Genomic DNA, 23,747 nt, shown 5'->3' with positions numbered 1-23,747 from the left:
ACGGCCGGCCGAGCTCATCCTGACACGGGCTGGCGGGCGGGCGGCGCCGAACGGGAGTCGGATCTCAGAACATCTGCCAGTCCGACGCACCGTCGGGCTGGGTGTAGAGGCCGGTCGAGTTCTTGATCACGACCGGATCGCCGCTGCCGAAGTTGTCGAAGAACCACTGCGCGTCCTCTGGGGCGAGGTTGATGCACCCGTGGCTGACGTTGCTGCTGCCCTGGGCGCCCACCGACCACGGCGCGCTGTGCACGAAGATCCCGCTGTTGTCGATGCGCACGGCGTCCTGCACCTTGAGTTTGTAGCCTTCGCCGGACGGGTCGTCGACCGGCACACCGTACGTGGAGGAGTCCATCACGATGTCGGGGAACTTCTCCAGCACGTAGTACGTGCCGTTCTTGGTCTCGAAGCCCTTCTTGCCCATCGAGATGGGAAAGGTCTTGACCAGCTCGCCGTCGCGCATGATCTCCATCTGCTTGGTGGCGTTGTCCACCGTGGCGACGAGCTGCTCGGGAACGGTGAAGCTCGACTTGGTGCCCGAGGCGTCGATGTTCACCACCGTGCCCGCCGGCCAGAAGTCCTGCGGACGCCACCGCACCTGGGTATCGCTGGTCCAGTAGAAGCGGCCCGGCACCGGCGGATTCGACGAGATGTGGATCGCGTCCTCGGCCAGCTGCCGGTTGGCAATCGGACGCTGGAAGTTGATGTAGATCGGCTTGGCGGCTCCGGCGATCGACCCGTCGACCGGGTTGAACGTCGGCGGGGCGAACACCGGCTGCCCGACGTACGGGGTCGGGTTCTGTCCGGCCGGGGTGCCTTCGGGGATGGGCAGCGGCTGCACGGTGGAGGACGACGAATCCTGCGCTGCCGAGGCCGGAAAGGAGAACGGGTTCGCCGGCGGGGGTGGCGGGGAGAACGGGTCGACCGGACCCGGCGGTGGCGGCGCCGGTTGTGCCAGCGCCGACGGGGCGCTCAGCACCACGCCTCCCAACAGTCCGGCCGCGAAGATCGCGGTGGTCAGCTTCAGCACGGTCCGCTGCGGCATGCGATACCTCCAGTCACAGGGTCAAGGTCCAGTGTGGCACAAGACGCCGGACGGCCACCCGCGCTCGGCGTGCGGACTCCGAACCGCGCACACTCGAGCGCCCCCGCACCGTCGCTGCGGGCTTCGCGTTCGCCGGAGCTTCGTCGCACACCTGGTCTCCACAACCGCACGTCGAGCAGAGCCACCGTGAGGCCCAGGACAGCATCCAGCGAGGTATGGATGCGTTGGCCCGCAAGCGGGCCGCTGCCGCTGTCCGGCTGACTGGCCGGTCTCGGCGACCAGGGCGGGAATCGGTAGGGCAACGCATCGCCACCGGCGCCGTGAACACGCCGACATCGGTCACCTCAGCAGTGTGTCAGGACCGCACCAGCCGCGCGATCGCCGCGGTCGCCTCGGCGAGTTTGGCCTCGGCCTGCTCACCGCCCTCGGCGACGGCCTGGCTGACGCAGTGGCCGAGGTGCTCGTCGAGCAGGCCGAGTGCGACGGACTGCAACGCACTGTTGACGGCGCTGATCTGCGTCAGGATGTCGATGCAGTACTTGTCGTCCTCGATCATCTTGGCGATGCCGCGGACCTGCCCCTCAATGCGGCGCAGCCGTTTGGCGTAGTTGTCCTTCTGTGGCGTATAACCATGCACGGCAACGTCTTCAGGGACATCTGTGGACACCGTCAACCCTCCAGCATCTGTTTCATCTGGGCGATCTCCGCCTCCTGGGCCGTGAGGATCGCCCCGGCGAGCGCCTTGGCGGCGTCGTCGTCTCCGTTGACGATCTCGGCCTTGGCCATCTCGACCGCACCCCGGTGGTGGGCGATCATCGATTCCAGCCACAGTGTGTCGAATTCCGCTCCGAGCAGCGACTCGAGGCGCATCAGGGTCGCGTCGTCGACCATGCCGGGCATCGCCAAGCCGTGGCCGCTGTGGTCCATCCCCGCTTCCGGGTCCTCTCCCCAGCTGCGCAGCATCTCCGTCAGCTGGTCCATTTCGGGGCCCTGGGACGCGGCGAGGACCGCGGCTAACAAGGCGAGCGGTCGGAGGTTTCGCGACGTCATGTCACCACCCTACCTAGGTACCCCGAGGGGGTATAGGGAAACGGTTTGGCCGGGGGAAATGCCGGAGGCATAATCGGTAGATGCCCTCAGCAAGTCCAGATACCGAAGCTACCCGTCGGCCCGAACCCGACATCAAACCGAGAAGCCGCGACGTCACCGACGGGCTCGAGAAGACCGCCGCCCGCGGGATGCTGCGGGCCGTCGGCATGGGCGACGACGACTGGGTCAAGCCGCAGATCGGTGTGGGCTCGTCGTGGAACGAGATCACTCCGTGCAACATGTCGCTGCAGCGGTTGGCGCAGGCGGTGAAGGGCGGCGTGCACGCCGGCGGCGGCTACCCGCTGGAGTTCGGCACGATCTCGGTCTCCGACGGCATCTCGATGGGTCACGAGGGCATGCATTTCTCGCTGGTCTCCCGTGAGGTGATCGCCGACAGCGTCGAGACCGTCGTGCAGGCCGAGCGCCTCGACGGCACCGTGCTGCTGGCCGGCTGCGACAAGTCGATTCCCGGCATGCTGATGGCCGCGGCCCGCCTCGATCTGGCCTCGGTGTTCCTGTACAACGGCTCGATCATGCCGGGCGTGGCGAAGCTCAGCGACGGTTCGGAGAAGGAAGTCACCATCATCGACGCCTTCGAGGCGGTCGGCGCGTGTGCGCGCGGGCTGATGTCACGCGAGGACGTCGACATCATCGAGCGCGCCATCTGTCCGGGCGAAGGGGCCTGCGGCGGTATGTACACCGCCAACACGATGGCGTCGGCAGCGGAGGCGCTCGGCATGTCGTTGCCGGGCAGCGCCTCTCCGGTGGCGATCGACAACCGGCGCGACGAGTACGCGCGCAAATCCGGTGAGGCCGTGGTTGAGATGCTGCGGCGCGGGATCACCGCCCGCGACGTCCTCACCAAAGAGGCCTTCGAGAACGCGATCGCCGTCGTCATGGCGTTCGGCGGGTCCACCAACGCCGTGCTCCACCTGTTGGCCATCGCGTGGGAGGCCAACGTCAAGCTGTCGCTGGAGGACTTCACGCGCGTCGGGCAGCGGGTCCCCCACCTCGCGGATGTGAAGCCGTTCGGCCGTCACGTCATGAAACACGTCGACGAGATCGGCGGTGTCCCCGTGGTGATGAAGGCGCTTCTCGACGCCGGCCTGATGCACGGCGACTGCCTGACCGTCACCGGCAGGACCATGGCCGAGAACCTGGCCCACATCGAGCCGCCGGATCCCGACGGCAAGGTGCTGCGGGCGATGAACAACCCGATCCATCCCACCGGCGGCATCACGATCCTGCACGGATCGCTGGCTCCCGAAGGCGCGGTCGTGAAGTCGGCGGGCTTCGACTCCGACGTGTTCGAGGGCACAGCGCGGGTTTTCGAGCGTGAGCGGGCCGCCTTGGATGCCCTCGAGGACGGCACGATCACCCATGGCGATGTCGTGGTGATCCGCTACGAGGGCCCCAAGGGCGGGCCCGGGATGCGAGAGATGCTCGCCATCACCGGTGCCATCAAGGGCGCCGGGCTCGGCAAGGACGTGCTGCTGATGACCGACGGCCGGTTCTCGGGCGGGACGACCGGCCTGTGCGTCGGGCACATAGCGCCCGAGGCAGTCGACGGCGGACCCATCGCATTCGTCCGCGACGGCGACCGGATCCGGCTCGACGTCGCCAACGGCACACTGAGTCTGCTGGTCGACGAGGACGAATTCGAGGCACGCAAGGCCGGATTCGAGCCGTTGCCTCCGGTGTACACGACCGGCGTACTGGCCAAGTACACGAAGCTGGTCGGGTCGGCGGCCCTCGGCGCGGTCTGCGGTTAGTCCGAAGTTACGGCGGGTTTGAGTAGGGTTTTGAGGTCTGATCTGCGGAGTTGACTGTTCGACACGTTCATTGTGTAGTCACTAATATTGTAGACTGCCTGATGGATGTGGCGTAGAATCTGTTCATGCCCAAGGGGACTGGCGCAGTTCACATCGCTACACAACGTCGTAAGTACACCGGGAAAGATGGTGTCGAACGGGTCTACGAGTCACAATTGCTGCGACGGTCCTTCCGCGAGGACGGACGGGTGCGCAACGAGACGCTGGCCAACCTCTCGGTGCTGCCACCGGAGGCGATCGCCGCGATCAGGGCGATCCTGGCCGGCAAGAGCCTGGTCGATCCCGCCGCGGTGTGCACCGTGACCCGCGCTCTACCGCACGGACATCTGGCCGCGGCGTCGGTCACCGCCAAGGCATTGGGCCCGGGCTGCTGGGCCCGACGTGCCGGCACCGTCAGGTCGCGATGGCGTTGATTCTGACCCGCACGGTGGCCCCGGCGTCGAAGTTGGCGACCATCTCCTGGTGGGCCGACACCACCCTGGCCACCGATCTGGACCTCGCCTCGGTGTCCACCGACGAGGTGTACGCGGCGATGGACTGGCTGCTGACCCGCCAAGAGGCCATCGAGAAGAAGCTCGCGGCACGCCATCTGGGCCCGGCGGTCAATCCGTCCCGGATCGCGATGTTCGACCTGTCCTCCTCGTGGGTGACCGGACGGCACTGCGACCTGGCTGCCCGCGGTTACTCCCGCGACGCGAAGAAGGGCTGCGAGCAGATCGAGTACGGGCTGCTCACCGATCCCGACGGGCGTCCCGTCGCGATCCGGGTGTTTCCCGGCAACACCGCCGACCCGACCGCGTTCACCCACGCGGTGACCGCGGTCCGCGACACCTTCGGGTTGCAGAACATGCTGATGGTCGGGGATCGCGGGATGATCACCTCCGCCCGCATCGTCGCCTTGAAGGACCTCGGCGGGATCGGCTGGCTGACCGCGCTACGCGCCCCGCAGATCGCTACGTTGGCCGCCGATGACGGACCGCTGCAAATGACGCTGTTCGATGAGCAGAACTTCGCCGAGATCACCCATCCCGACTACCCCGGCGAACGTCTCGTCGCGTGTCGCAACCCGCTGCTGGCCGCCGAACGGGCGCGTAAACGCGGTGAACTGCTCGCCGCCACCGAGGCCGCCCTGGCACCGATCATCGCCGCAGTCAGCGCGGGCCGGGTCGCCGGCGCCGGGCCGATCGGGGTGAAAGTCGGCAAAATCCTGGGAAAGTTCAAGATGGCCAAGCACTTTCATCTCAACATCACCGACACCACACAGACCATCAACCGCGACACCGACCGCATCGACGCCGAAGCCGCCCTCGACGGCATCTACGTCCTGCGTACCACCGCCACACCCACTGAATTCAGCACCGACGCGGTGATCGGGGCCTACAAGAACCTCGCCCAGGTGGAACGCGACTTCCGCAGCCTCAAAGCCATCGACCTGGACCTGCGCCCCATCCACCACCGCCTCGATGACCGCGTCAAAGCCCACGTCCTGATCTGCATGCTGGCCGCCTACCTGACCTGGCACATGCGTAAAGCGCTGGCCCCGTTGACCTTCACCGACGAGCATCCACCCGCACGCCAGGACCCCGTCGCCCCCGCCCGGCGCTCGGCCGCCGCCGCCACCAAAGCCGCCCGCAAAACCACCACCGACACCGCACTACCAGCCCGCAGCTACCAGGCCCTGCTCACACACCTGGGCACTCTGACCCGAAACGACCTGCGCTACGGCGACAATGGCCCCATCGTGCCCACCCTGACCGCACCCACCGGCGCGCATTCGACCTCCTGGGCGCCGCCGTCCCACTCACACTGACCTGACGTCGACAGAAAAAACCACCCCAAAACGACAAACCACCAGGTCCAAACCCGAAAACGCCGCCCTCAACGCCGTAACTTCGGGTTAGTCGGGCTTAGTTCGCGCTGACCATCCGGTCGATGCGCCGCAACCCGACGGCCAGTACCGGGAGATGCGCGCCGGCCCACACGCGGCGCCCAAGATTGCGGCTACGTCACGACGGCGACCGCGAACCCGTCCCAGTTCTTGGCCCCCACGGTCTGGATCGCCGCGGTGCTCAACCTGGGGTGGCTGCCCATCATCTCGAGCATCCCGCGCACGGCCTGCGCCTGGATGTCGTCGGGCGCCGGGTCGTAGACCCTGCCCATGCGGGTGACGTTGTCGACCACGATCACCATGCCCGGCCTGCCGAGCTTGATCGCCCATTCGACGTACGCGACGTTGTTCTCCTTGTCGGCGTCGATGAACGCCAGGTCGAACGGCTCGCTGTGCTGCAGGGTCGGCAGCGTGTCGAGCGCCGCCCCGACCAGGACCTCGACCCGGTCGGCGACACCGGCGCGGGCCAGGTTCACCCGGGCGACCTGGGCGTGGCGGGGGTCGAACTCCAGGGAGACCACGTGCCCGTCGGGCCCGACGCCGCGGGCGAGGTTGATCGTGCTGTAGCCGGCAAGTGTGCCGATCTCGAGTACCTGGCGCGCGCCGGTGGCCGCCGCCAGCAGTGACAACAGCCGGCCGTGCTGCGCGGACACCTCGATCTGCGGCATCCCGGCCGCCGCCGCAGACTCCCTGGCCGCAATCAGAGCGTCGTCCTCGGTGTGCAGCAGGCGGTCGAACAGTTGGTCGACGACCTGTGGATTCGGCTCGCTCACGTCGCACACGTTAACCCGTGGAACCGCCACCCTGCCGGACGCCCTCCTTGGCGTACACCACGCGCAGGACGTGAGCCACCTCCGGACCCATCACGGCCTCGGCGATGTCGCAGAACGTGGACACGAACGCGGGGCCGTGGGGCGGTTCCGCTTGGGACAGATGGTGCGCGATCTCGTGCAAGACCACCAGCTCACGCAGCGCCCAGGTGGTCTGTCGTTCGGGGACGGCGATGACGGCCCGGCCGTCCACGACCTCGTAGTGCGCGGCCGTCGCGCCTCGCCGGGCCCGTATCGTGAGCGGAGCGGCGCCGGGCCAGCCGCTGCGGATCCGCGGGTGGGCGAGGACGTCGTCGACGTAGGCCTGCACCGACGCCACCGACGCGAAGCGGGCCTCGGGCGGCAGCGTGAGCTGGGCGCCGAAGAACTCGACCACCTGATTACCCCGCTCGGCCGTCCGGTCGAACAGCGTCCGGACGAACTGCTCGGCCGCGTACACCTTCGTGCGCTGGCTGTCGCGGCCGCTCACCTCTCCAGAGCCGAGCGGGCACCGGACAGTTCCTGGCTCGGCCCGAGCCGGGCCCGCCGCCCGGCCCGGTCCCCGGCGCGGCGCGCCGCCGACGAATACCCGGCCGTCGCCCTGGTCGCACGCCAGGTCCCGCGCGCCTGCGAGGCCTGCCGGTAGAAATCGGTGAGTTCGAGGTCTTTGTCCCGCAACGCGACCGCGGTGCCGGGACGACTGCTGTCCCCCTTCGTCGCCGCGGCCATCTCCTGCTCGCGGGCCTCGCTGAGCCGCTCCCCGACGCGTGCACCGAACGCCAACTGGAAGTTCAGCCGCGCCGTGATGGTCGGGGCGGGCCGGTGCGCACCCGAGGCGACGTAGGCCTCCGATGCCTTGACCATCTGCATCACCAGGCTCGCGTACAGCGCGTGGCTGGCGTCGATGTCCTCGGCGAAACCGTAGGCGTGGACGAAGGTCGAATTGGAGGCGACGTCGCACTTGACGTCGTTGGCGGCGGCGATGACGACGAACAACTGCACGTACGTCCGCAGCCCACGGGTGCCCGCCTCGCCGATCGTGATGGTCCGCTGCACCGGCATCTGCGCCGTGGTGCGGCGATCGGTGTGCGAGCGAGCCACGGCGAGGTCGATCGACGTCGCCGTGGCCAGGCGCTGCGCGGCCGCCATGAACGCTTCGGCCTCGTGGGCGTTGTCGGTGCCTTCGGCCTGGCGCAGCAGCGCCGCGATGCGCGCCAGCATCTTGTCGTCATTCATACGCGGATCCGCTCCGCTCCTCGCTCGTATTCATAGGGCAAACCTAAGCGAGACACCCGACATCACTTGGTGACGAACCCGTCCAGCGCCGCTACCACCTGTGGAGAAAGTGGCGCCGGTTGAGCGTAGTTTGCGACGTTGTCGGTCGGGTCGTCGCGCAGCACGTGGTTCACGCCGTGGAGTTCCACGACGGTCAGCGCGGTGTGCCGCAGCGCGTCCATCAGCGGGCGTAGCGCATCGCACTCGGCCTGTCCGTCCGAGTCCGAACAGGTCAGCAGAACGGGGGTGCCCGCGGGCACCGTCGCGGCCAACGCGAGGGGATCCACGCGGTCGGCCTCGATGACCGCCCTGACGTTGCCTGGATTGACGATGGCGCCCAGCCCTTCGGGCAGCTGTGTGGGCACGGTGCCCTTGGTTCGGATCTCCTCGACGGCGGCCAGCCAGTTGGCCAGCACGGCCGGATCGGCTTCGGCGCGGACGCGTCCGGTGATGATGTCGAGGTAGCGTGCGGCCAGCGGTTGCAGCAGCGCCAGCGAGTGCACCGACGGGTCGTTGGCGGCGGCCAGCGACATGGCGTGTACGGTGCCCTCGCCGAGGGCGTAGACCGAGATCCGGTCGCCCGCGGTGGCCGGTTGCCCGGCGAGGAACCGCAGTGCGGCGGCGGCGCCGGCGGTGTACACCGCGGTGCCGACCTCGGCCGGGTTCGCCGCATACGGACCGAGGCCGGTCCGTCCGGTGCCCACCTTGTCGTAGCGCAGGCTGGCGACGTCGCGATCGGAGAGCAGCTCGGCGAGTTGACGCATGTTGCCGACTGGACCCGCCACCGCGTTGTCGCCGTTGCGATCGGTCTGACCGCTCTCGGAGATCAGCAGCGCGGCGGGGCCGGCGTCGTCGCGGTGGCGGTAGGTGCCGTGGATGGTCAGGCCGTCCGCGGTGAAGGTCACCTGGTCGTCGACCCAATCCGTTTGGGGCCCAGCGGTTGGCTCCGCGCTCTCCTCCGAGCCGCATCCGGCTGCCACCAGCACCGCCGCCGCCGCACACGTAACAACCCGCCGGACTACAGGTCTCACAAGCGCACCTCGATCCATGAGGTGACATCGTCGAGGACCAGCTCACGCTCCGGCTCGTTGAAGACCTCGTGGAACAGATCGGGATACACCTTGAGGGTCACGTCCTGGCTGCCGACGCACTCCACCAGCCGGTGGCTGCCCTCGACCGGGATCAGACCGTCCCGCCCACCGTGCACCACCAGCACCGGCGCGGTCACCGCGGCCGCGCGCTGCGGCATCGTCTCGCCCACGACGAACAGGCCTCGGGCGATCCCGGCGGGCAGCCTGCCGTGGTACACCATCGGATCGGCTTCGTAGGCGGCCACCACCTCCGGATCGCGGGACACCGCGCCGGCGTCGAGCTGTTCGACGGGCACACCTGGCGCAAATCGGCCCAGCAGCTTGGCGACGGTCACCAGCCACGGCTTGACCGCGGACTGCGCGTAGACCGCGGGCCCGGACAGCACCATCGCCGCGTAGTCCCCTGGGTGCTCGGCGCCATAAGCGAACACCACGCCGCCGCCCATGCTGTGTCCGAGGACGATCCGGGGTAGGTCGGGGTGCTCCCGGGCCGCGATGCCGACGAGGGTGTGGAAGTCACCGGTGTACTCGCCGATGTCGCGCAGGTAGACGCGCTTGCCGCCGGAGCGTCCGTGGCCGCGGTGGTCGAGGGCGTAGACGATCAGCCCGGCGTCGCCGAAGCGCTGGGCGACGTGGTCATAGCGGCGGGCGTGCTCGGCGTAGCCGTGGGAGAGCACGACCACGCCGCGTTCGGGCACGTCGGGAGTCCAGGTGTCGTAGACGATCCGTATCCCGCCGATGCCGCCGAAATGTCGCTCGCTGCGGGTGCTGGCCATGGCACGAAAGACTATCGGGCGTGGCCGGTGCGACGGGGTGCCGGATGTCGGCCATCGTGCGTAAGCTCGCCGTCGTGACTGTCCTGGCTCGCACTCTCGACAGCGCCACCTAGGCTGGCGCACGATCAGGGGAGTGACCATGACGACTGCCGAACGCATCGACATCCGCCGCGCCGACGAACGCGCGAAGACACGGATCTCCTGGCTGGACTCGAAACACTCCTTCTCCTTCGCCGACCACTACGACCCGGCCAACACCCACCACGGCCTGCTGCTGGTGAACAACGACGACATTGTCACGGCCGGGTCCGGATTCGAGACGCACCCGCACCGGGACATGGAGATCGTGACGTGGGTGCTGCGCGGATCGCTGGTGCACCAAGACTCGACAGGCCGCTCCGGGGTCATCTATCCCGGCCTGGCGCAACGAATGTCGGCCGGGCGCGGCATCCTTCACTCGGAGAAGAACGACTCGTGGACCCTCACCGGTGGCAACAGCCACAGCGAGCCCGTGCACTTCGTGCAGATGTGGGTGGTGCCCGACGAGCCCGGTGCCGGCCCGGGCTACCAGCAACTGGAGATCGACGCCGAACTCGTGTGCGGAAAGCTCGTCACCATCGCCTCGGGGATGCCCGCACATCGCGGCGACACCGCGATCACCATCCGCAACCGCTACGCGGCGCTACACGGAGCGCGGCTGCAGCCCGGCGACAGCGTCGAACTCCCCCAGGCGCCGTACCTACACCTGTTCGTGCCGCGCGGCCAGGTGTCCCTCGAGGGTGCCGGCGCTCTGCGCGAAGGTGACGCAGTGCGCTTCACATCCTCCGGTGGACAACGCCTGGTGGCCGTCGAACCGGCCGAGATCCTGGTCTGGGAGATGCATGCCAATCTCGCTGTGGCTTAGGGAATTCGGCGCCTGGCTCACGGCCACCGCAGTGCTCGCCGGATGCGCGGCGAGCACTCCGGACCAGCCTGCCCCCACACCGTCTGCACAGCCCTCGACGCCGACGGCGCCGCCTGCGACCGGCGTCACCTCGGTGACCGTCGCCGTCCCCGCGGGGTTGGACGCGGCACCGTTCGACCAGCCGCGCCGGGCGTCGGTCCCCGCGGGCTGGACGATGTCGGTGTGGGCGCGTGTGCCCGAGGCCCGGCTTGCGCGGTGGACGCCCGACGGGGCACTACTGATCTCCGTGCCCAGCACCGGCGAGATCGTCCGACTCGCGCCAAGCGATGGCGGTCCACGGCGCGCGCCGCTGCTCCAGGGGCTCACCCAGCCGCATGGGATGGCTTTCGCCGAGTCGACGCTCTACGTCGCCGAGAGCGACGAGATCTCCGCTTACGACTATGCGGACGGCCGGGCGACCAACCGGCGCACCGTCGCCGCGGGCCTGCCCGACGCCGAGAGCCCTGATCTGCGCGGCGCGTATGCGCACGCGCTCAAGAGCGTCACGGTCGGACCCGACGGTGCGGTGTACTTCTCGATTGGTTCCACAGGGAACATCTCTGCCGAGGACCGCGACGCCACCCCGCCGCGCGCCACCATCATGCGGGTCCCGCCGGGCGGTGGTCCGGCCGAACCGTTCGCCACCGGCGTCCGCAACGGCACCGGGCTGGCCATCGCCCCCGACGGTTCGGTGTGGACGGCGGTCAACGGCCGTGACAACGTCGCCGATCCCGCGACCGGAGAGGTCGACCCGCAATATGTCAACGACCATCCGCCCGAACAACTCGCGAAGCTCACACCGGGGCGCGAACTGGGGTGGCCGTACTGCAACATCGACGGCGGACCGGCCGACGTGCCGTTCATCCGGGACGTGCAGACCAACCCCGGCGGCGACAAGCTCGACTGCGCCGCGCTCCCGCCGGTCGAGCAGAGCTTCGGAGCACACTCCGCTCCGCTGGGGCTGAGCTTCGTCGACGGCGAACTGCCCGAACCGTATGCGCGCGGGGCACTCGTCGGCATCCACGGGTCGTGGAACCGACGGCCGCCGCGAGAACCCGAGGTGTCGTTCTATCCATGGGGCGACGGCGATCTGGGCAACCAGCAGACGCTGGTCGGCGGGTTCCAGGCCGAGGACGGATCCCGCTGGGGCCGGCCGGTGGACGCGGTGGCCGGACCGGACGGTGCGGTCTACATCACCGACGACGACGCCGGCGCCGTCTACCGGCTGGCGCCGCCGGGTCGATGATCCACCACGGACACGCAGAAGGGGGCGCGAGGCGCGAATGGCCCGAGCCCGGCTCCGGCGCGGTTGCTAGCGGACGGCGGTACCGGGGCGCGACCCGCGCCGACCGGTGATACCGAGGTAGATCGCGATAAGGACGATGGCGACGAGGATGCCGACGAGGAACGGGATCACCGCCCAGCCGCCACCTTCGTTCTGGTAGCCGAAAAGGTTGTAGCAGAGCCACGAACCGGCGAGCGACCCGAGCACGCCGAGCACGATCGTCATGATCACGCCGATGTTCTGCTTGCCGGGCATGACGAGTCTCGCCAACGCGCCGATGATCAGGCCGCCGATGACGGCCGAGATGATCGTCCAGAACATTGTTTCTCCTTGTGTCGTCGATTCCGTTCAGCACGGCCGGGAGACGGTCCCGACGCGACCATGTACTACCCCTGTTCCCGCCGGATCACGCCCACATGGCGAGAACGACCGCGAATGCGATCCCACCGTTGCGCGACCGCGACCAAGTCGTTACGAACCTGTCGGAGTGACTGCTGCGAATATGTTGGAGCGAGGTCCGACGATCACAAGTGCTCGTTGCGCGTCCTCTTCGCTGGGCGGGTGTGAGGCCTCGGCGGCAGGCATATTCGAGATCGGAGACGACGGTGCGTAAGCACCCTCTATCCTGATCCCGGAGCGGGATGTTGCTCGCTCGTCGAGGCTGCGATAGCGACGGGTGTTACATCGGCATTGACTCTCGTTGACTAAGAGCGGGTAACGGGTGGCCGATCACTTTCACCGTCCGAAGTGGCGTTACTGAACGGAGGTCTGTTGTGGCAGTTTTCAAAGACGAGGACGAGGTGTACACCTACCTTGCCGGCATCTTTCGGCGCGGATTGGAGAAGGAAGGCCTGGCGGACAAGCTGTCGACCTCAGGCGTGGTGTTGCGTGTGCACTACACCGATCCAGACGCGGTGGTAACGGTGGACATGCCGAACAAGACAGTGGAGACCGGGTCATCGAGCAGCGCGGTGCCCAACGTCGAGTTGTTCATGTCGGCGGACACCGGCAACAAATTCTGGCTGGGCAAGGTGAACCTCACGCTCGCAATGGCCAAGGGCTCGGTGCGGGCCAAGGGGCCGGTGCCGAAACTGATCAAACTGATACCCCAGGCAAAGGTTCTTTTCCCGGAGTACCGATCGATGCTCGAAAGCGAGAACCGACGAGATCTGCTCGACGCGTGATCGTCGCGAACACCGCGATCGGCACAGGGTGAAGAGTTATCGTAGGCAGAATTCGCGAGGAACGGGAACAGTGCTGAAATCGGCGATAATCTCGATCCTAGTTGGCGCAGCCTCTCCGAGCCGTTCGGCTGGACCGGCAGCAGCGCCGCGACCGCACGGCAAAATTGAGTAAGAAGGGAACATCGTGAAGACACGGGCTGCAGTGCTCTGGGGATTGGGGCAGAAGTGGGAGGTCGAAGAGGTCGAGTTGGATCCGCCCGGCGCCGACGAAGTTCTGGTGCAGTTGACAGCGAGCGGCTTGTGTCATTCCGATGAGCACCTGGTGACCGGCGATTTGCCCTTTCCGCTACCAGTCGTAGGCGGGCACGAAGGTGCAGGGACCGTAGTCGGCGTTGGCCCTGGAGTGGAGGATATCGCCGAGGGCGATTCGGTCATCCTGACGTTCTTGCCGGCCTGCGGACACTGCTCGTACTGTGCGCGCGGAATGGGCAATCTCTGCGACATGGGCGCTGCAATCATGATGGGACCCCAAATCGACGGTACCTATCGCTTCCACGCCCGCGGGGAGGACATCGGTCAGATGTGTCTGTTGGGCACATTTTCCGAGTACACCGTGGTACCCAAAGCCTCTTTGGTCAAGGTCGACAGTGGCACTCCACTCGACAAGGCAGCCCTGATCGGCTGCGGCGTAACGACCGGGTACGGATCTGCAGTCCGCACAGGTGAAGTAGCGGCCGGAGACACCGTAGTTGTCATAGGTGCAGGCGGTATCGGCATGAACGCGATTCAGGGTTCACGGATCGCCGGTGCGCTGAACATCGTTGCGGTGGACCCCGTGGACTTCAAGCGCGAAGAGGCCGGCCTCTTCGGCGCCACGCACGCCGTCGCGTCAGTTGCCGAGGCGTGGGAACTTGTCAGCGATATGACTCGCGGCAGACTTGCGGACGTATGCATATTGACCACCGGTGTCGCCGAAAGTTCCTACGTGGCAGAGGCCCTCTCGCTGGTGGGGAAACGTGGACGTGTCGTCGTCACCGCGATCGGACACCCCGAGGACACCTCGATGTCGGGCTCGCTGTTGGAAATGACGCTGTACGAGAAGCAGATCCGCGGCTCCCTGTACGGCTCCTCCAATGCTGCCCACGACATCCCCCGACTGGTTGAGCTCTACAACGCAGGACAGCTCAAACTCGACCAGTTGATCACCCGCGAATACAGTCTCGACCAGATCAACGAAGGCTACGACGACATGCGTTCTGGTCGAAACATCCGGGGCCTCATCCGCTACTGATGCCTTCGCTGTGAAGCGTACGGCTCCACGCCAACCACCTGTGCCGGTCAGTTCAGGTGGTTGGCGTGGCGTCGCGGTGGCCTTGATCGAGCTGCGGTGATGTCGATCCGCGTTAGCCGGACACGCCGCTGTGCAGCGCATCAGTGGTTGCCCACGCGGTGTACGGCGGCCGCTGGTCAGGTCGGCGACCGGATCGGCCAGGGTTTGCTGAGTTCACGCTGGCGACCAACCGCCCGTCGACCAGCAGTCGTGGTCGCCCAGGCAGCGGCCGCGGCTGACGACCAAACCCCCGACGCTATTGTGAATGCTCATTCGCTATTGTCGAGACATGCCAGTTAAGACTGTCCGCGCGGACATCGCCTCAGGCACCATCGAAGGATTGACCCGGGACGGCGTCAATCGTTGGCGTTCCATTCCTTACGCCAAGCCACCGGTCGGTGCCCTACGATTCAAGGCTCCCCAGCCGGTCGAGCCGTGGGTGGGCGTTCGACAATGTCACCAATTCCGCTACTGCGCTCCGCAGCCCCGCCGGTACACCATCGTCGGTCCGGGCAAGTTCCAGCCTATGAGCGAGGACTGCCTCACCCTCAACGTCGTTGCGCCCGAGGGCGGCTCGGACCGACCTCTGCCGGTGATGTTCTTCATTCACGGCGGGGCGTACTTCCTGGGCAGTTCCGCGACACCGATCTATGATGGTGCGTCGCTTGCCCGCAGCGGTTGCGTGTACGTATCGGCGAATTACCGCCTCGGCGCGCTAGGGGCTGTCGACCTGTCGTCGCTGTCCACCGCAGAGATCCGTATTGACGACAACCTCTACTTGCGCGACATCGTGGCGGCGCTCGGGTGGGTACGCGAAAACATCGCGGTATTCGGCGGCGATCCCGATGACGTGACGATATTCGGCGAGAGCGCGGGCGCGCATGCCGTTACCACATTGTTGGCTGTGCCAGCGGCTGAAGGCCTTTTCGCGCGGGCGATCTCACAAAGTCCGGCCGGCGCCCTATCCCGCTCCAAGGAGCTGGCCGCGGAGTTCGCCGTCAAGTTCGCATCCATTCTCGGCGCCGAGGAGCGGGAGCCCGCCCGCCTCCTGCTGGCGGCGCGTCCGGCTCAACTGGTGAAGGCATTCGATCGCTTGCTCACCACGAGTGCATCGGACCTCGCTGGCGGTTACCCGGTGGGATGCACCTTCGGAACCGACTATCTACCGCTCGAGCCCGTTCAAGCGATGCGCGAAGGCAAGGCGTACCGTGTGCCGCTGATCGTCGGCACGAACGCCGACGAGGGCCGGTTGTTCACTCGCTTCCTCAAACTCCTTCCGACGAACGAAGCGAAGATCGAAGCGTTACTCGCGGGAGCGGAACCCATCTATCGCGAGCGTATTACCGCTGCCTATCCCGAGTATCCAGCGCCCGATGCCTGTGTCCGACTGGGGGCCGACTTCACATTCGGATCGACACTGTGGCAGCTCGCGGACTCCCACAGTCGACACGCCCCCACTTACCTGTACCGCTATGACTTCGCCCCGCGCACTCTGCAATGGGCCGGGCTGGGTGCCACCCACGCGACGGAACTTCTTGCGGTGTTCGACGCCTACCGCACGCCCCTCGGTCGGCTTCTCAGCGCCGGGGCCGATCGCCGCTCGGCCATGCGCGTGACCGACGACATGCAAGGGCGCTGGCTTGCTTTCGCCCGCACCGGAGTTCCAGGAGACGGCTGGCCGCGCTACACCAGCGACACCCGTGCGGTGCTGGTCTTCGACCGCTCCTCGCGGGTGGAGTACGACCCCCATGCCGACCGGCGGCAAGCATGGGAAGGATTTCAAGTCCTCGCACGCTGACGAGCGGCGTCCACAAAGGTTCGCCCCTCTGAGTGTCAATGGACATCTGAGCCTTGGTCTTTGAATCGACGTCACCCAAGGCTAACTTGATGACATCGTTCCGTCGCCCGAGCAGCGCACCCAGGGAGCCGCACGTGCACTACGCCTTCGACGATGACCAAGAGGCCTTCCGGCGTGAGGTCGCTACCTTCGCTCAGCGCGTGCTCGCTCCCCACTACCAGGCCGACGACCGGGCCGCGCGGATGCGCCCGGAGTTACCTCGCCAGATGGCGGCGATGGGCTTGACGGGCCTGCGCATCCCGGAGAGATTCGGCGGCCAGGGGGCCGACGCCGTCACCACCGGCATAGCAGCCGAGGAGATCTCGCGGGCTGACATCAACGCCTGCTACATCCTGCTGATCGCCAGTCTCAACGCTGACATCCTGGTCGGCAACGCTAGCGATGAGCAACTGGCGCGATGGTTACCTCCGCTCGCAGCTGGCACCGCGCTGTCGGCGCTGGTGCTTACCGAGCCAGAGCACGGGTCCGACGCGGCCAACCTGTCGCTGCGCGCACAACCCGACGGGACAGGTTGGCGGCTGGTTGGCGAGAAGACTTCGATCTCAGTGGGGATGTCGGCAGACACCGGTGTGGTGTTCGCACGCACGGGAGGACCCGGGGCTCGCGGGGTGAGCGCGTTCTACGTCGACCTCAACGACGAGCGGGTCGCGCGAACCGCGCTCGACGATCACGGCGGCCGGGCCATCGGGCGCGCGTCGTTGCATTTCGACGGGGTGAAGGTGGGGCGCGACGAACTGATCGGGGAGGAGGGCGCCGGATTCGTGTCGGTGATGCAGGGGTTCGACTACTCGCGGGCGGTGATCGGCCTGATGTGCGTCGGCATCGCCCAGGCAGCACTCGACGATGCACTGCAGTACGCGCGCACGCGGCAGGCCTTCGGCGGTCCAATAGGTCGCCACCAAGGGGTGGCGTTTCCCCTCGTAGAGCAGGCCACCAGGTTGGCCGGGGCGCGTCACATCTGTTACGAGGCGCTGTGGCGAAAGGACCAAGGCTTGGATCACACGGTGGCTGCAAACATGGCGAAGTGGTTCGCCCCCAAGACCGCGGGCGAGGTCGTGCATCAGGCGTTGCTTACCTTTGGCCACGCTGGCTGGGGCAGAGACAGTGTGCAAGGGCAGCGGCTGCGCGACGTGTTGGCATTCGAAATCGCCGATGGAACCGCGCAGGTCGCCAAGCTCGTTGTCGCCCGCCACCTGCTTGGGCGAGAATTTGCTCCGTAGCGGCCTGAGACCTACATCGCCCCCAACCTCTCGCGAACCGCGGCGAGGCGCTCGTACTGCGCCAGTACGTCCTCAGCGGTCGGCAGCATCACGAATGACTCGGCGCCGGCGTCACGGTACTGCGCGAGCATGTCTGCCACCCGAGCCTCGCTTCCGATCACACACCATTTCTCGATTGCTTCGACCGGCATACCGTACTGACCTGCGACGAATCGTTGTAGCTCGGCACGACCGGCTTCCACGTCATCGGTGACGTGTACGAACGACAACATCACCGTCGTGCAGACCGGCCTGCGGAACTCTTCGGCATGCGCCCGCAGATCTTCCACCGCCGCACGCACGCGACGGGGACTCAGCCACACCGCGAGCCAGCCTTGGGCGAGCCGAGCCGCGCGCCGCACCGCGTGGGTGGACCGGCCGCCGACCACCAGCGGTGGGCGAGAGGATGGCACCGGCTCGAGCTGGGGTGAACGTACCGGAAGCAATGGACCCGGGTGGTCCACAGCCTCCCCGCGCAGTAGCGCGTCGAGGACGACCATGGCCTCGTCGAGCCGGCGGCCGCGCTGTGCGACGGGATACCCGGCGGCTTCGAACTCCGCTGGGTTCTCCCCACCTGCGCCGACACCCACGATCAGGCGTTCGGGCGCGAGCGCCGCGACCGTCCCGAGTTGCTTGGCCGTCCATACCGGATTGCGCATCGGTAGGAGCAGCACACCGGTGCCCAGCACCAGCCGTCGAGTGACGGCAGCGACGGCCGCGAGTGCCCCACACGGTTCCAGCACCGGCGGATGAAAGCTCAGATGATCACCTACCCAACCTGAGTCAAACCCGAGGTTTTCGGCGAGGCGGGCGGCCGCCAATAGCGGCGGAGCGCCAAGCCGGAAGGGATCGAAACTGGGCAACATCACGCCGAACCCGGCGTCTTTCACGGTCACCGGCGAATTCATGAGGCGCTCGCCATGTCGGTTCTCCAGCGATCGGCACGGCGCCCTAATCGATTCGCTGGCCGCTCACTGCGACGTGGCGACGACATCGAAGTCGGCCAGCGCAGGTGTACGCAGCAGTTCGCTGTGACGCTCGGGTGTCCACGGGAACAATTCCGGGAGCCCATCTTTGCCGAGGTACCAACTGTTGCAACCGGTAACCCAGATCGTCTGCGGCATTGCCGACTTCATGCTGTCGTTGTACTCCCTGGTGGCCAGCTCTGTGGGCGCGGCGGAGACGATGCTGCCCTCACGGATCCGGTTGATCCACCACATCACGTAATCGGCCTGGTCCTCGGCTATCGGTACCAGCGACTGGTTGCCGATCGGCGAATGCGGGCCCATCAGCATGAACAAGTTCGGGAATCCAGGAACCGCGACCGACCGGTACGCCGTGGGGCCATCTGCCCACGCCTCGTCCAGGGTGACCGCGTGCTCGCCGATCACCGTCAGCGGACGCACGTAGGCCCGGGCGTCGAACCCCGTGGCATAGACCAGCACGTCAAGTTCGTGCAATACACCGTCGGCGGTGACGACGCCGAGAGGCTCGATGTGGTCGATCGCCTCGGAGACAACTTCTACACCGGGTTGCTGGACAGCACGGTAGAAGCCCCACGCGATGATTTGTCGTTTGCACATCGGCTGGTAATTCGGGGTGAGTCTCGCGCGCAACTGTGGGTCGCGCACCGAAAGGCGCAAGTTCCATCGACATAACGTCTGAAACAGGCGGCGGTGAAGTCCAGGACGGATCGGCGCGCGACCGAACAGGTGGCGGACCACCAGGCCCCAGAACCGATAGCTCAGGCGGTTGAGGACCGGCGATCGCGTCAGAGCTGCTCGGATCACCGGTGAATAACGCGGATTGGGCAGCGGAAAGACCCACTGCGCAGTGCGCTGGAAGGCCGTCAACCGATTCACCTTGCCGCCGAGCGCGGCAATGATCTGTATACCTGTTGACCCCGTCCCGATGAGCCCGATCCGCTTGTCGGCCAACGAAACCGAGTGGTCCCATCTGGCGGAGTGGAACACCGGCCCGGCGAAGTCGGCTTTCCCCGGAATGTCCGGATAGCGTGGCACCCGCAGCACGCCGGTCGCGGTGACGAGCACGTCGAATGTCTCTTCGCCATCGGCGGTGGTGAGCAGCCAGCGCCCGTCGTCGTACCGCGCAGAGATCACTTCGGTGCCGAACTTGATGTGCCGCCGAATGCCCCGTTCGTCGGCGACCTGCTGAAAGTAGGCCTGAATCTCTGGGCCCGGCGGCAGCAAGTGGGACCAGTTCGGGTTGGGCCGAAACGAGTAGGAGTAGTACCGCGACGGGATGTCGCACGTCAGCCCCGGATAGGTGTTGTCGCGCCAGGTGCCCCCGACTTCCTCGGCTTTCTCGAAAATGGTGTACGAGTCGATGCCGGCGTCCTGCAGCTTGACGGCCATGCACAATCCAGACATGCCCGCACCGATGATTGCGACTTTCACCGGTCGTTGTTCGGTCATCGTGACCACCCAATCCGTAGTGCCACTCGTGCTATGCCCGGTCGATCACCGTGGCGACGCGACGCTGAGTGCGCCGACGGGTCCGTTTCTGCGGACATGACCCGAGGACGCTGGGGCCGAATTCGGCGGGGCTCGCGCACAAGCACCTATCGACCTCCGACGGTGCTGGGGAGATTTCCGCCGAAGCGTTCGCGGAGTTCCCGTTTCAGTACCTTTCCAGCCCCCGAGAGTGGTAGCGCATCGACGAACGAGACCGTACGGGGCGCCTTGTATCCCGCGATCAGGGTCTTGCAGAAATCCCGCAACTCCTCGGCGGTCGCCGAAGAACTCTCGGCCAAGACGACGACCGCGTGAACGCGTTCGCCCCAGGTCTCGTCCGGGACGCCGATGACCGCGCACGCCGACACCGCGGGGTGCTGGCAAAGCGCGTTCTCGACCTCAGTGGAGTAGACGTTCTCGCCACCCGAAATGATCATGTCCTTGATGCGGTCGACGAGGAACACGTAACCTAACGCGTCCATGTAACCGGCATCGCCGGTATGCATCCACCCATTCCGCAGCGCGTTCGCGGTCTCTTCAGGCTTATTCCAGTAACCGAGCATCACGTTACCGCCGCGCGCGACGATCTCGCCGGTATGTCCCGGCGGCACCTCTCGATCGTTGGCGTCGAAGATCTTGACTTCGGCACAGGGCGCCGCGCGGCCGGCCGAACGCAGCAATTCCGGATGATCGTGGTCCTCCGGGCGCAGGACCGTGGCCAGCGGGGACAGTTCTGTCATTCCGTAACCTTGCATGAACCGCGCCGAGCCCATGGTCTTCATCGCCCGCGACAGCACCGCCTCAGGGATCGGCGACGCGCCGTACATCACGGTTTGGAGGCTGGAAAGGTCGCGTTCTCCAACGGTCGGGTGGTCGATGACCATCTGCAGCATGGTAGGGATCAGCAGTGCGTCGGTGACCTGCTGGCCTTCGATGGTTTCAAGGATGGCAGTCGGATCGAACGTCGAGAGCATCACGTGGGTTCCGCCAAGGGTGGTCTGCCCCGCCCAGGCAGCCAGGTCCGCGAGATGGAACAGCGGCGCGACGTGAAGCAGCCGGCCCTCCGGACTGAGAAAGCTCCCCACGCTGAGCATTCCCAGCACCGACGTCATCAGGTTGGCGTGGCTGAGCATCACGCCTTTGGGTAGACCCGTGGTGCCGCCGGTATAGAACACACCGGCCAATTGATCGCCAGAGCGCCGCACGTCATCGACGACTTCACCGCTGGCGATGAGTTCCTCATAGGAACACATCCCCTCCGGCGTAGGGGCGTTTCCGCAGTGAACGACGGTGTGCAGGTCGGGATACGACGCCCGAAGCGCCGGCACAGCCGGACTGAAGGCGTCATCGACGAAGAGGACGTCGGTTTGGGAGTCACGTAGGGCGTACCCGATCTCCGCGGGGCTCCACCGGATGTTGATCGGGTTGAGTACGGCGTCGGCCCAAGGCACCGCTAGCAGGTATTCGTGATATCGGTCGGAGTTGAGCGCAAGCATGCCGACGCGGTCTCCCCGGTTCACCCCGATCTGCCGTAATGCGCTCGCCAACTTCGCGATTCGCTGCGCGGACGCCTCATAGGTCCGTGTCCGGTCCCCGTCGATGGTGGCGAGGCGGTCGGGATGGTGCTGCAACGCCCTGTGCAAGCCCTGAGTGAGATACATGGCACTTACTCCTCACCGTTGGCAGGTGCGAGCCTGCAATGACACACCGATGGCGGACACACCGATGGCGGACACACCGATGGCGCGGCGCCCGCGAGTTATCGGTTATTAACCTTACCGGCTCGATGGCGGGAGACAGTTGGTTTCGGGAGACAGTTGGTTAGAGAAACGACTGTGGTTTAGCGAAACGACTGAGAACCTCGGATCACTTCCGTCCAGAACGACTGCGCGAACGGGGTCCGCGCGGGCAATGCGTCGTCATCTGCGAGTATCTGGAATCAACGGCTCCCAGCGGAGTGCCTACGATACCGAAAGCTGTGTCCGGCTCTGCCCGCACCGTGGCTGAGCTGCTGTGCCTCATCCCGATCGTTTGCCGTGTCAGCGCCTCGACGAAAGGCCTCTCATGAACTCAGCCCACCTGTCCAGCTCCGAGGTGGAACCACTGGTTCGCGGCAGGACTTGGGAAGAAATGACGCCAGGTTTTCGCTTCAAGACCGCCAAGCGCACCGTTACTGAATCCGACCTTACGACGTTCGTCAACCTCGGCGGGTTCAACGAGCCGTTGTTCTACGACGCGTCGCACGCCGCCGCCGGCGGGTACCAAGGTCGGTTGGTCCCCGGCGCTCTGATCTACTGCATTGCAGAGGGGTTGATCGTGCAGTCCAACTTCCTCAACGGCACCGGCCTGGCCTTCATGCACATGGAACTGTGGGTCAAGCGACCGGTGTACGTCGGTGACACCCTCCTCGCCATCTGCACTGTCACGGAGTCGCGGCCGTCGAGCAAGCCGGGTCGGGGCGTCGTCACCGCGACGGTCAGCGTCCGCAACCAGCGCGACGAAGAGGTCCTGGTGTTCACTCCGGTTCGGCTGATCCGCGGCGCTGACTTCGTCGAGGCCGACAACTGAGACCGCCTCCACCGCACACTCTCTGCTACCGAACCGCGGCGTTGGAGGAACCCAATCATGAACCGCAATCAGCGCTGAGGCCGCCGCACCGTGATCCGACCACGGCCGGTCGGAAGGTTCGTTACCATTTCGAGGGCGCGATGAGAGAAGCCTCGCAGTCCTCGTCCGTGGCCGCTACATCCCACCGACGCGGAGTAGCCCTTCTTGACGATGCAAAGGAACACTCGATGATGAGCTACGACGACTTTCCCAGTCTGCGCTTCGAACCAGCCGCTGACGGTGTTCTCCACATCGTGCTGGACGCCCCCGGATTGAACTCCGTCAATCCCCAGATGCACCGCGACCTCGCCGACATGTGGCCCGCGATCGACAAGGACGACACCGTCCGCGCCGTGCTGGTCCGCGGCGAAGGGAAGGCGTTCTCGTCGGGCGGCAACTTCGACCTGCTCGACGACATGATCAACAGCTACCCCAGCCGGGTCCGAATCATGCGCGAGGCACGCGACCTGGTGATGAATATGGTGAGCTTCAGCAAGCCGGTGATTTCCGCGGTCCGCGGGCCCGCGGTGGGCGCCGGTCTGGTCGTCGCGATCCTGGCCGACATCTCCGTCGTCGGGCGCACCGCCAAGATCATCGACGGCCACACCCGTCTCGGGGTCGCCGCCGGTGACCACGCCGCCATCTGCTGGCCGTTGATGGCGGGTATGGCCAAGGCCAAGTACTACCTGCTTACCTGCGAGACGTTGCTCGGCGAGGAAGCCGAACGCATCGGCCTGGTGTCCAAGTGCGTCGACGACGACGACGTCCTGACCGAGGCGAGCCGCATCGCGACCAGCCTGGCCGCCGGCGCACCGACGGCGATCCGCTGGACCAAACACAGCCTCAACCAGTGGTTCCGGGTGTTCGGGCCGTCATTCGAGACGTCCCTCGGGTTGGAGTTCATCGGCTTCGGCGGTCCGGAGGTCCGGGAAGGCCTCGCCGCGCACCGCGAGAAGCGTGCGCCCGATTTCACCACCCCGGGCGCGATCACGGCTGAGTGAC

21 protein-coding genes and 1 pseudogene are annotated in these 23,747 nt (G+C 66.4%); 10 read left to right on the top strand and 12 right to left on the bottom strand.

Annotation, left to right across the window (positions count from 1 at the left end):
* Positions 1-64: 64 nt before the first annotated feature.
* From G6N07_RS00185 to G6N07_RS00175, 3 genes are all read right to left on the bottom strand, one after another.
* Positions 65-1,045: a L,D-transpeptidase gene (locus tag G6N07_RS00185; protein WP_085192666.1), complete on the bottom strand. Its 981-nt coding sequence runs from the start codon at positions 1,043-1,045 to the stop codon at positions 65-67.
* Between the two features lie 355 nt (positions 1,046-1,400).
* A complete protein-coding gene (locus tag G6N07_RS00180; RefSeq protein ID WP_085192665.1) occupies positions 1,401-1,712 on the bottom strand; it encodes a copper-sensing transcriptional repressor RicR in 312 nt (103 codons plus the stop codon).
* Between the two features lie 2 nt (positions 1,713-1,714).
* On the bottom strand, positions 1,715-2,095 hold the full coding sequence (locus tag G6N07_RS00175) for a DUF305 domain-containing protein (protein ID WP_085192664.1): 381 nt from the start codon (positions 2,093-2,095) through the stop codon (positions 1,715-1,717).
* An 80-nt stretch (positions 2,096-2,175) separates the two neighbouring features.
* Between G6N07_RS00175 and ilvD the strand changes: the two genes are divergently transcribed.
* Together ilvD and G6N07_RS00165 are read left to right on the top strand one after the other, a co-directional pair.
* Positions 2,176-3,906: a dihydroxy-acid dehydratase gene (ilvD, locus tag G6N07_RS00170; protein ID WP_085192663.1), complete on the top strand. Its 1,731-nt coding sequence runs from the start codon at positions 2,176-2,178 to the stop codon at positions 3,904-3,906.
* A gap of 125 nt (positions 3,907-4,031) precedes the next feature.
* Positions 4,032-5,781: pseudogene (locus G6N07_RS00165) on the top strand (IS1634 family transposase).
* Positions 5,782-5,967: 186 nt separating this feature from the next.
* Here G6N07_RS00165 and G6N07_RS00160 read toward each other — a convergent pair.
* The 5 genes from G6N07_RS00160 to G6N07_RS00140 form a co-directional block, all read right to left on the bottom strand.
* On the bottom strand, positions 5,968-6,627 hold the full coding sequence (locus G6N07_RS00160) for an O-methyltransferase (RefSeq protein ID WP_085190701.1): 660 nt from the start codon (positions 6,625-6,627) through the stop codon (positions 5,968-5,970).
* 10 nt (positions 6,628-6,637) lie between these two features.
* The gene (locus G6N07_RS00155) at positions 6,638-7,153 is read right to left on the bottom strand and encodes a TIGR04338 family metallohydrolase (protein WP_085190486.1); all 516 of its coding nucleotides are present in this window, start codon (positions 7,151-7,153) and stop codon (positions 6,638-6,640) included.
* Positions 7,150-7,899: a DUF2786 domain-containing protein gene (locus G6N07_RS00150; protein WP_085190488.1), complete on the bottom strand. Its 750-nt coding sequence runs from the start codon at positions 7,897-7,899 to the stop codon at positions 7,150-7,152. Before G6N07_RS00150 ends, G6N07_RS00155 begins: the two co-directional genes overlap by 4 nt.
* A 62-nt stretch (positions 7,900-7,961) precedes the next feature.
* Positions 7,962-8,969: an alpha/beta fold hydrolase gene (locus G6N07_RS00145; RefSeq protein ID WP_085190490.1), complete on the bottom strand. Its 1,008-nt coding sequence runs from the start codon at positions 8,967-8,969 to the stop codon at positions 7,962-7,964.
* The gene (locus G6N07_RS00140) at positions 8,966-9,805 is read right to left on the bottom strand and encodes an alpha/beta hydrolase (protein WP_085190492.1); all 840 of its coding nucleotides are present in this window, start codon (positions 9,803-9,805) and stop codon (positions 8,966-8,968) included. Before G6N07_RS00140 ends, G6N07_RS00145 begins: the two co-directional genes overlap by 4 nt.
* 139 nt (positions 9,806-9,944) lie before the next feature.
* Between G6N07_RS00140 and G6N07_RS00135 the strand changes: the two genes are divergently transcribed.
* Together G6N07_RS00135 and G6N07_RS00130 are read left to right on the top strand one after the other, a co-directional pair.
* Positions 9,945-10,709: a pirin family protein gene (locus G6N07_RS00135; RefSeq protein ID WP_085190703.1), complete on the top strand. Its 765-nt coding sequence runs from the start codon at positions 9,945-9,947 to the stop codon at positions 10,707-10,709.
* Entirely contained in the window at positions 10,687-11,994 is a 1,308-nt protein-coding gene (locus tag G6N07_RS00130) for a PQQ-dependent sugar dehydrogenase (RefSeq protein ID WP_085190493.1), read from the top strand. Before G6N07_RS00135 ends, G6N07_RS00130 begins: the two co-directional genes overlap by 23 nt.
* A 66-nt stretch (positions 11,995-12,060) precedes the next feature.
* On the opposite strand, the gene G6N07_RS00125 is transcribed toward G6N07_RS00130, so the two are convergent.
* The gene (locus G6N07_RS00125; protein ID WP_085190495.1) at positions 12,061-12,354 is read right to left on the bottom strand and encodes a GlsB/YeaQ/YmgE family stress response membrane protein; all 294 of its coding nucleotides are present in this window, start codon (positions 12,352-12,354) and stop codon (positions 12,061-12,063) included.
* Positions 12,355-12,806: 452 nt separating this feature from the next.
* Here G6N07_RS00125 and G6N07_RS00120 point away from each other — a divergent pair, with 452 nt between their 5' ends.
* The 4 genes from G6N07_RS00120 to G6N07_RS00105 all read left to right on the top strand — a co-directional run bounded on the left by G6N07_RS00120 (position 12,807) and on the right by G6N07_RS00105 (position 17,625).
* A complete protein-coding gene (locus G6N07_RS00120) occupies positions 12,807-13,217 on the top strand; it encodes an SCP2 sterol-binding domain-containing protein (protein WP_085190497.1) in 411 nt (136 codons plus the stop codon).
* A 184-nt stretch (positions 13,218-13,401) separates the two neighbouring features.
* Entirely contained in the window at positions 13,402-14,508 is a 1,107-nt protein-coding gene (locus G6N07_RS00115) for an NDMA-dependent alcohol dehydrogenase (protein ID WP_085190499.1), read from the top strand.
* Between the two features lie 328 nt (positions 14,509-14,836).
* Positions 14,837-16,345, top strand: a complete 1,509-nt coding sequence (locus tag G6N07_RS00110; protein ID WP_085190501.1) for a carboxylesterase/lipase family protein — start codon at positions 14,837-14,839, stop codon at positions 16,343-16,345.
* 134 nt (positions 16,346-16,479) lie between these two features.
* On the top strand, positions 16,480-17,625 hold the full coding sequence (locus G6N07_RS00105; protein ID WP_085190503.1) for an acyl-CoA dehydrogenase family protein: 1,146 nt from the start codon (positions 16,480-16,482) through the stop codon (positions 17,623-17,625).
* Positions 17,626-17,636: 11 nt separating this feature from the next.
* Here G6N07_RS00105 and G6N07_RS00100 read toward each other — a convergent pair whose 3' ends face one another.
* The 3 genes from G6N07_RS00100 to G6N07_RS00090 form a co-directional block, all read right to left on the bottom strand.
* Entirely contained in the window at positions 17,637-18,560 is a 924-nt protein-coding gene (locus G6N07_RS00100) for an LLM class flavin-dependent oxidoreductase (protein WP_163784021.1), read from the bottom strand.
* Between the two features lie 75 nt (positions 18,561-18,635).
* On the bottom strand, positions 18,636-20,099 hold the full coding sequence (locus G6N07_RS00095; protein ID WP_085190705.1) for a flavin-containing monooxygenase: 1,464 nt from the start codon (positions 20,097-20,099) through the stop codon (positions 18,636-18,638).
* Between the two features lie 146 nt (positions 20,100-20,245).
* Positions 20,246-21,799 (bottom strand): acyl-CoA synthetase, encoded by a 1,554-nt coding sequence (locus G6N07_RS00090; RefSeq protein ID WP_085190507.1) that lies wholly within the window; start codon positions 21,797-21,799, stop codon positions 20,246-20,248.
* A gap of 469 nt (positions 21,800-22,268) precedes the next feature.
* Between G6N07_RS00090 and G6N07_RS00085 the strand changes: the two genes are divergently transcribed.
* Both G6N07_RS00085 and G6N07_RS00080 read left to right on the top strand, forming a co-directional pair.
* A complete protein-coding gene (locus G6N07_RS00085) occupies positions 22,269-22,706 on the top strand; it encodes a MaoC family dehydratase (RefSeq protein ID WP_235849734.1) in 438 nt (145 codons plus the stop codon).
* A gap of 227 nt (positions 22,707-22,933) precedes the next feature.
* A complete protein-coding gene (locus tag G6N07_RS00080; protein WP_235849736.1) occupies positions 22,934-23,746 on the top strand; it encodes an enoyl-CoA hydratase/isomerase family protein in 813 nt (270 codons plus the stop codon).
* Position 23,747: the final 1 nt, after the last annotated feature.

Origin of the sequence: Mycolicibacterium doricum, assembly GCF_010728155.1 — a bacterium.
GTDB lineage: Bacteria > Actinomycetota > Actinomycetes > Mycobacteriales > Mycobacteriaceae > Mycobacterium > Mycobacterium doricum.
Note: the sequence above shows the minus strand (reverse complement) of the source record. Positions and strands in the feature narration are given on the sequence as shown.

Bases quoted from the DNA above. Each gene is read 5' to 3' on its own strand.
- G6N07_RS00185 (WP_085192666.1), bottom strand. From the start codon at position 1,045: ATGCCGCAGCGGACCGTGCTGAAGCTGACCACCGCGATCTTCGCGGCC.
- G6N07_RS00175 (WP_085192664.1), bottom strand. From the start codon at position 2,095: ATGACGTCGCGAAACCTCCGACCGCTCGCCTTGTTAGCCGCGGTCCTC.
- ilvD (WP_085192663.1), top strand. From the start codon at position 2,176: ATGCCCTCAGCAAGTCCAGATACCGAAGCTACCCGTCGGCCCGAACCC.
- G6N07_RS00150 (WP_085190488.1), bottom strand. From the start codon at position 7,899: ATGAATGACGACAAGATGCTGGCGCGCATCGCGGCGCTGCTGCGCCAG.
- G6N07_RS00140 (WP_085190492.1), bottom strand. From the start codon at position 9,805: ATGGCCAGCACCCGCAGCGAGCGACATTTCGGCGGCATCGGCGGGATA.
- G6N07_RS00135 (WP_085190703.1), top strand. From the start codon at position 9,945: ATGACGACTGCCGAACGCATCGACATCCGCCGCGCCGACGAACGCGCG.
- G6N07_RS00130 (WP_085190493.1), top strand. From the start codon at position 10,687: ATGCCAATCTCGCTGTGGCTTAGGGAATTCGGCGCCTGGCTCACGGCC.
- G6N07_RS00125 (WP_085190495.1), bottom strand. From the start codon at position 12,354: ATGTTCTGGACGATCATCTCGGCCGTCATCGGCGGCCTGATCATCGGC.
- G6N07_RS00110 (WP_085190501.1), top strand. From the start codon at position 14,837: ATGCCAGTTAAGACTGTCCGCGCGGACATCGCCTCAGGCACCATCGAA.
- G6N07_RS00095 (WP_085190705.1), bottom strand. From the start codon at position 20,099: ATGACCGAACAACGACCGGTGAAAGTCGCAATCATCGGTGCGGGCATG.
- G6N07_RS00090 (WP_085190507.1), bottom strand. From the start codon at position 21,799: ATGTATCTCACTCAGGGCTTGCACAGGGCGTTGCAGCACCATCCCGAC.
- G6N07_RS00085 (WP_235849734.1), top strand. From the start codon at position 22,269: ATGACGCCAGGTTTTCGCTTCAAGACCGCCAAGCGCACCGTTACTGAA.
- G6N07_RS00080 (WP_235849736.1), top strand. From the start codon at position 22,934: ATGATGAGCTACGACGACTTTCCCAGTCTGCGCTTCGAACCAGCCGCT.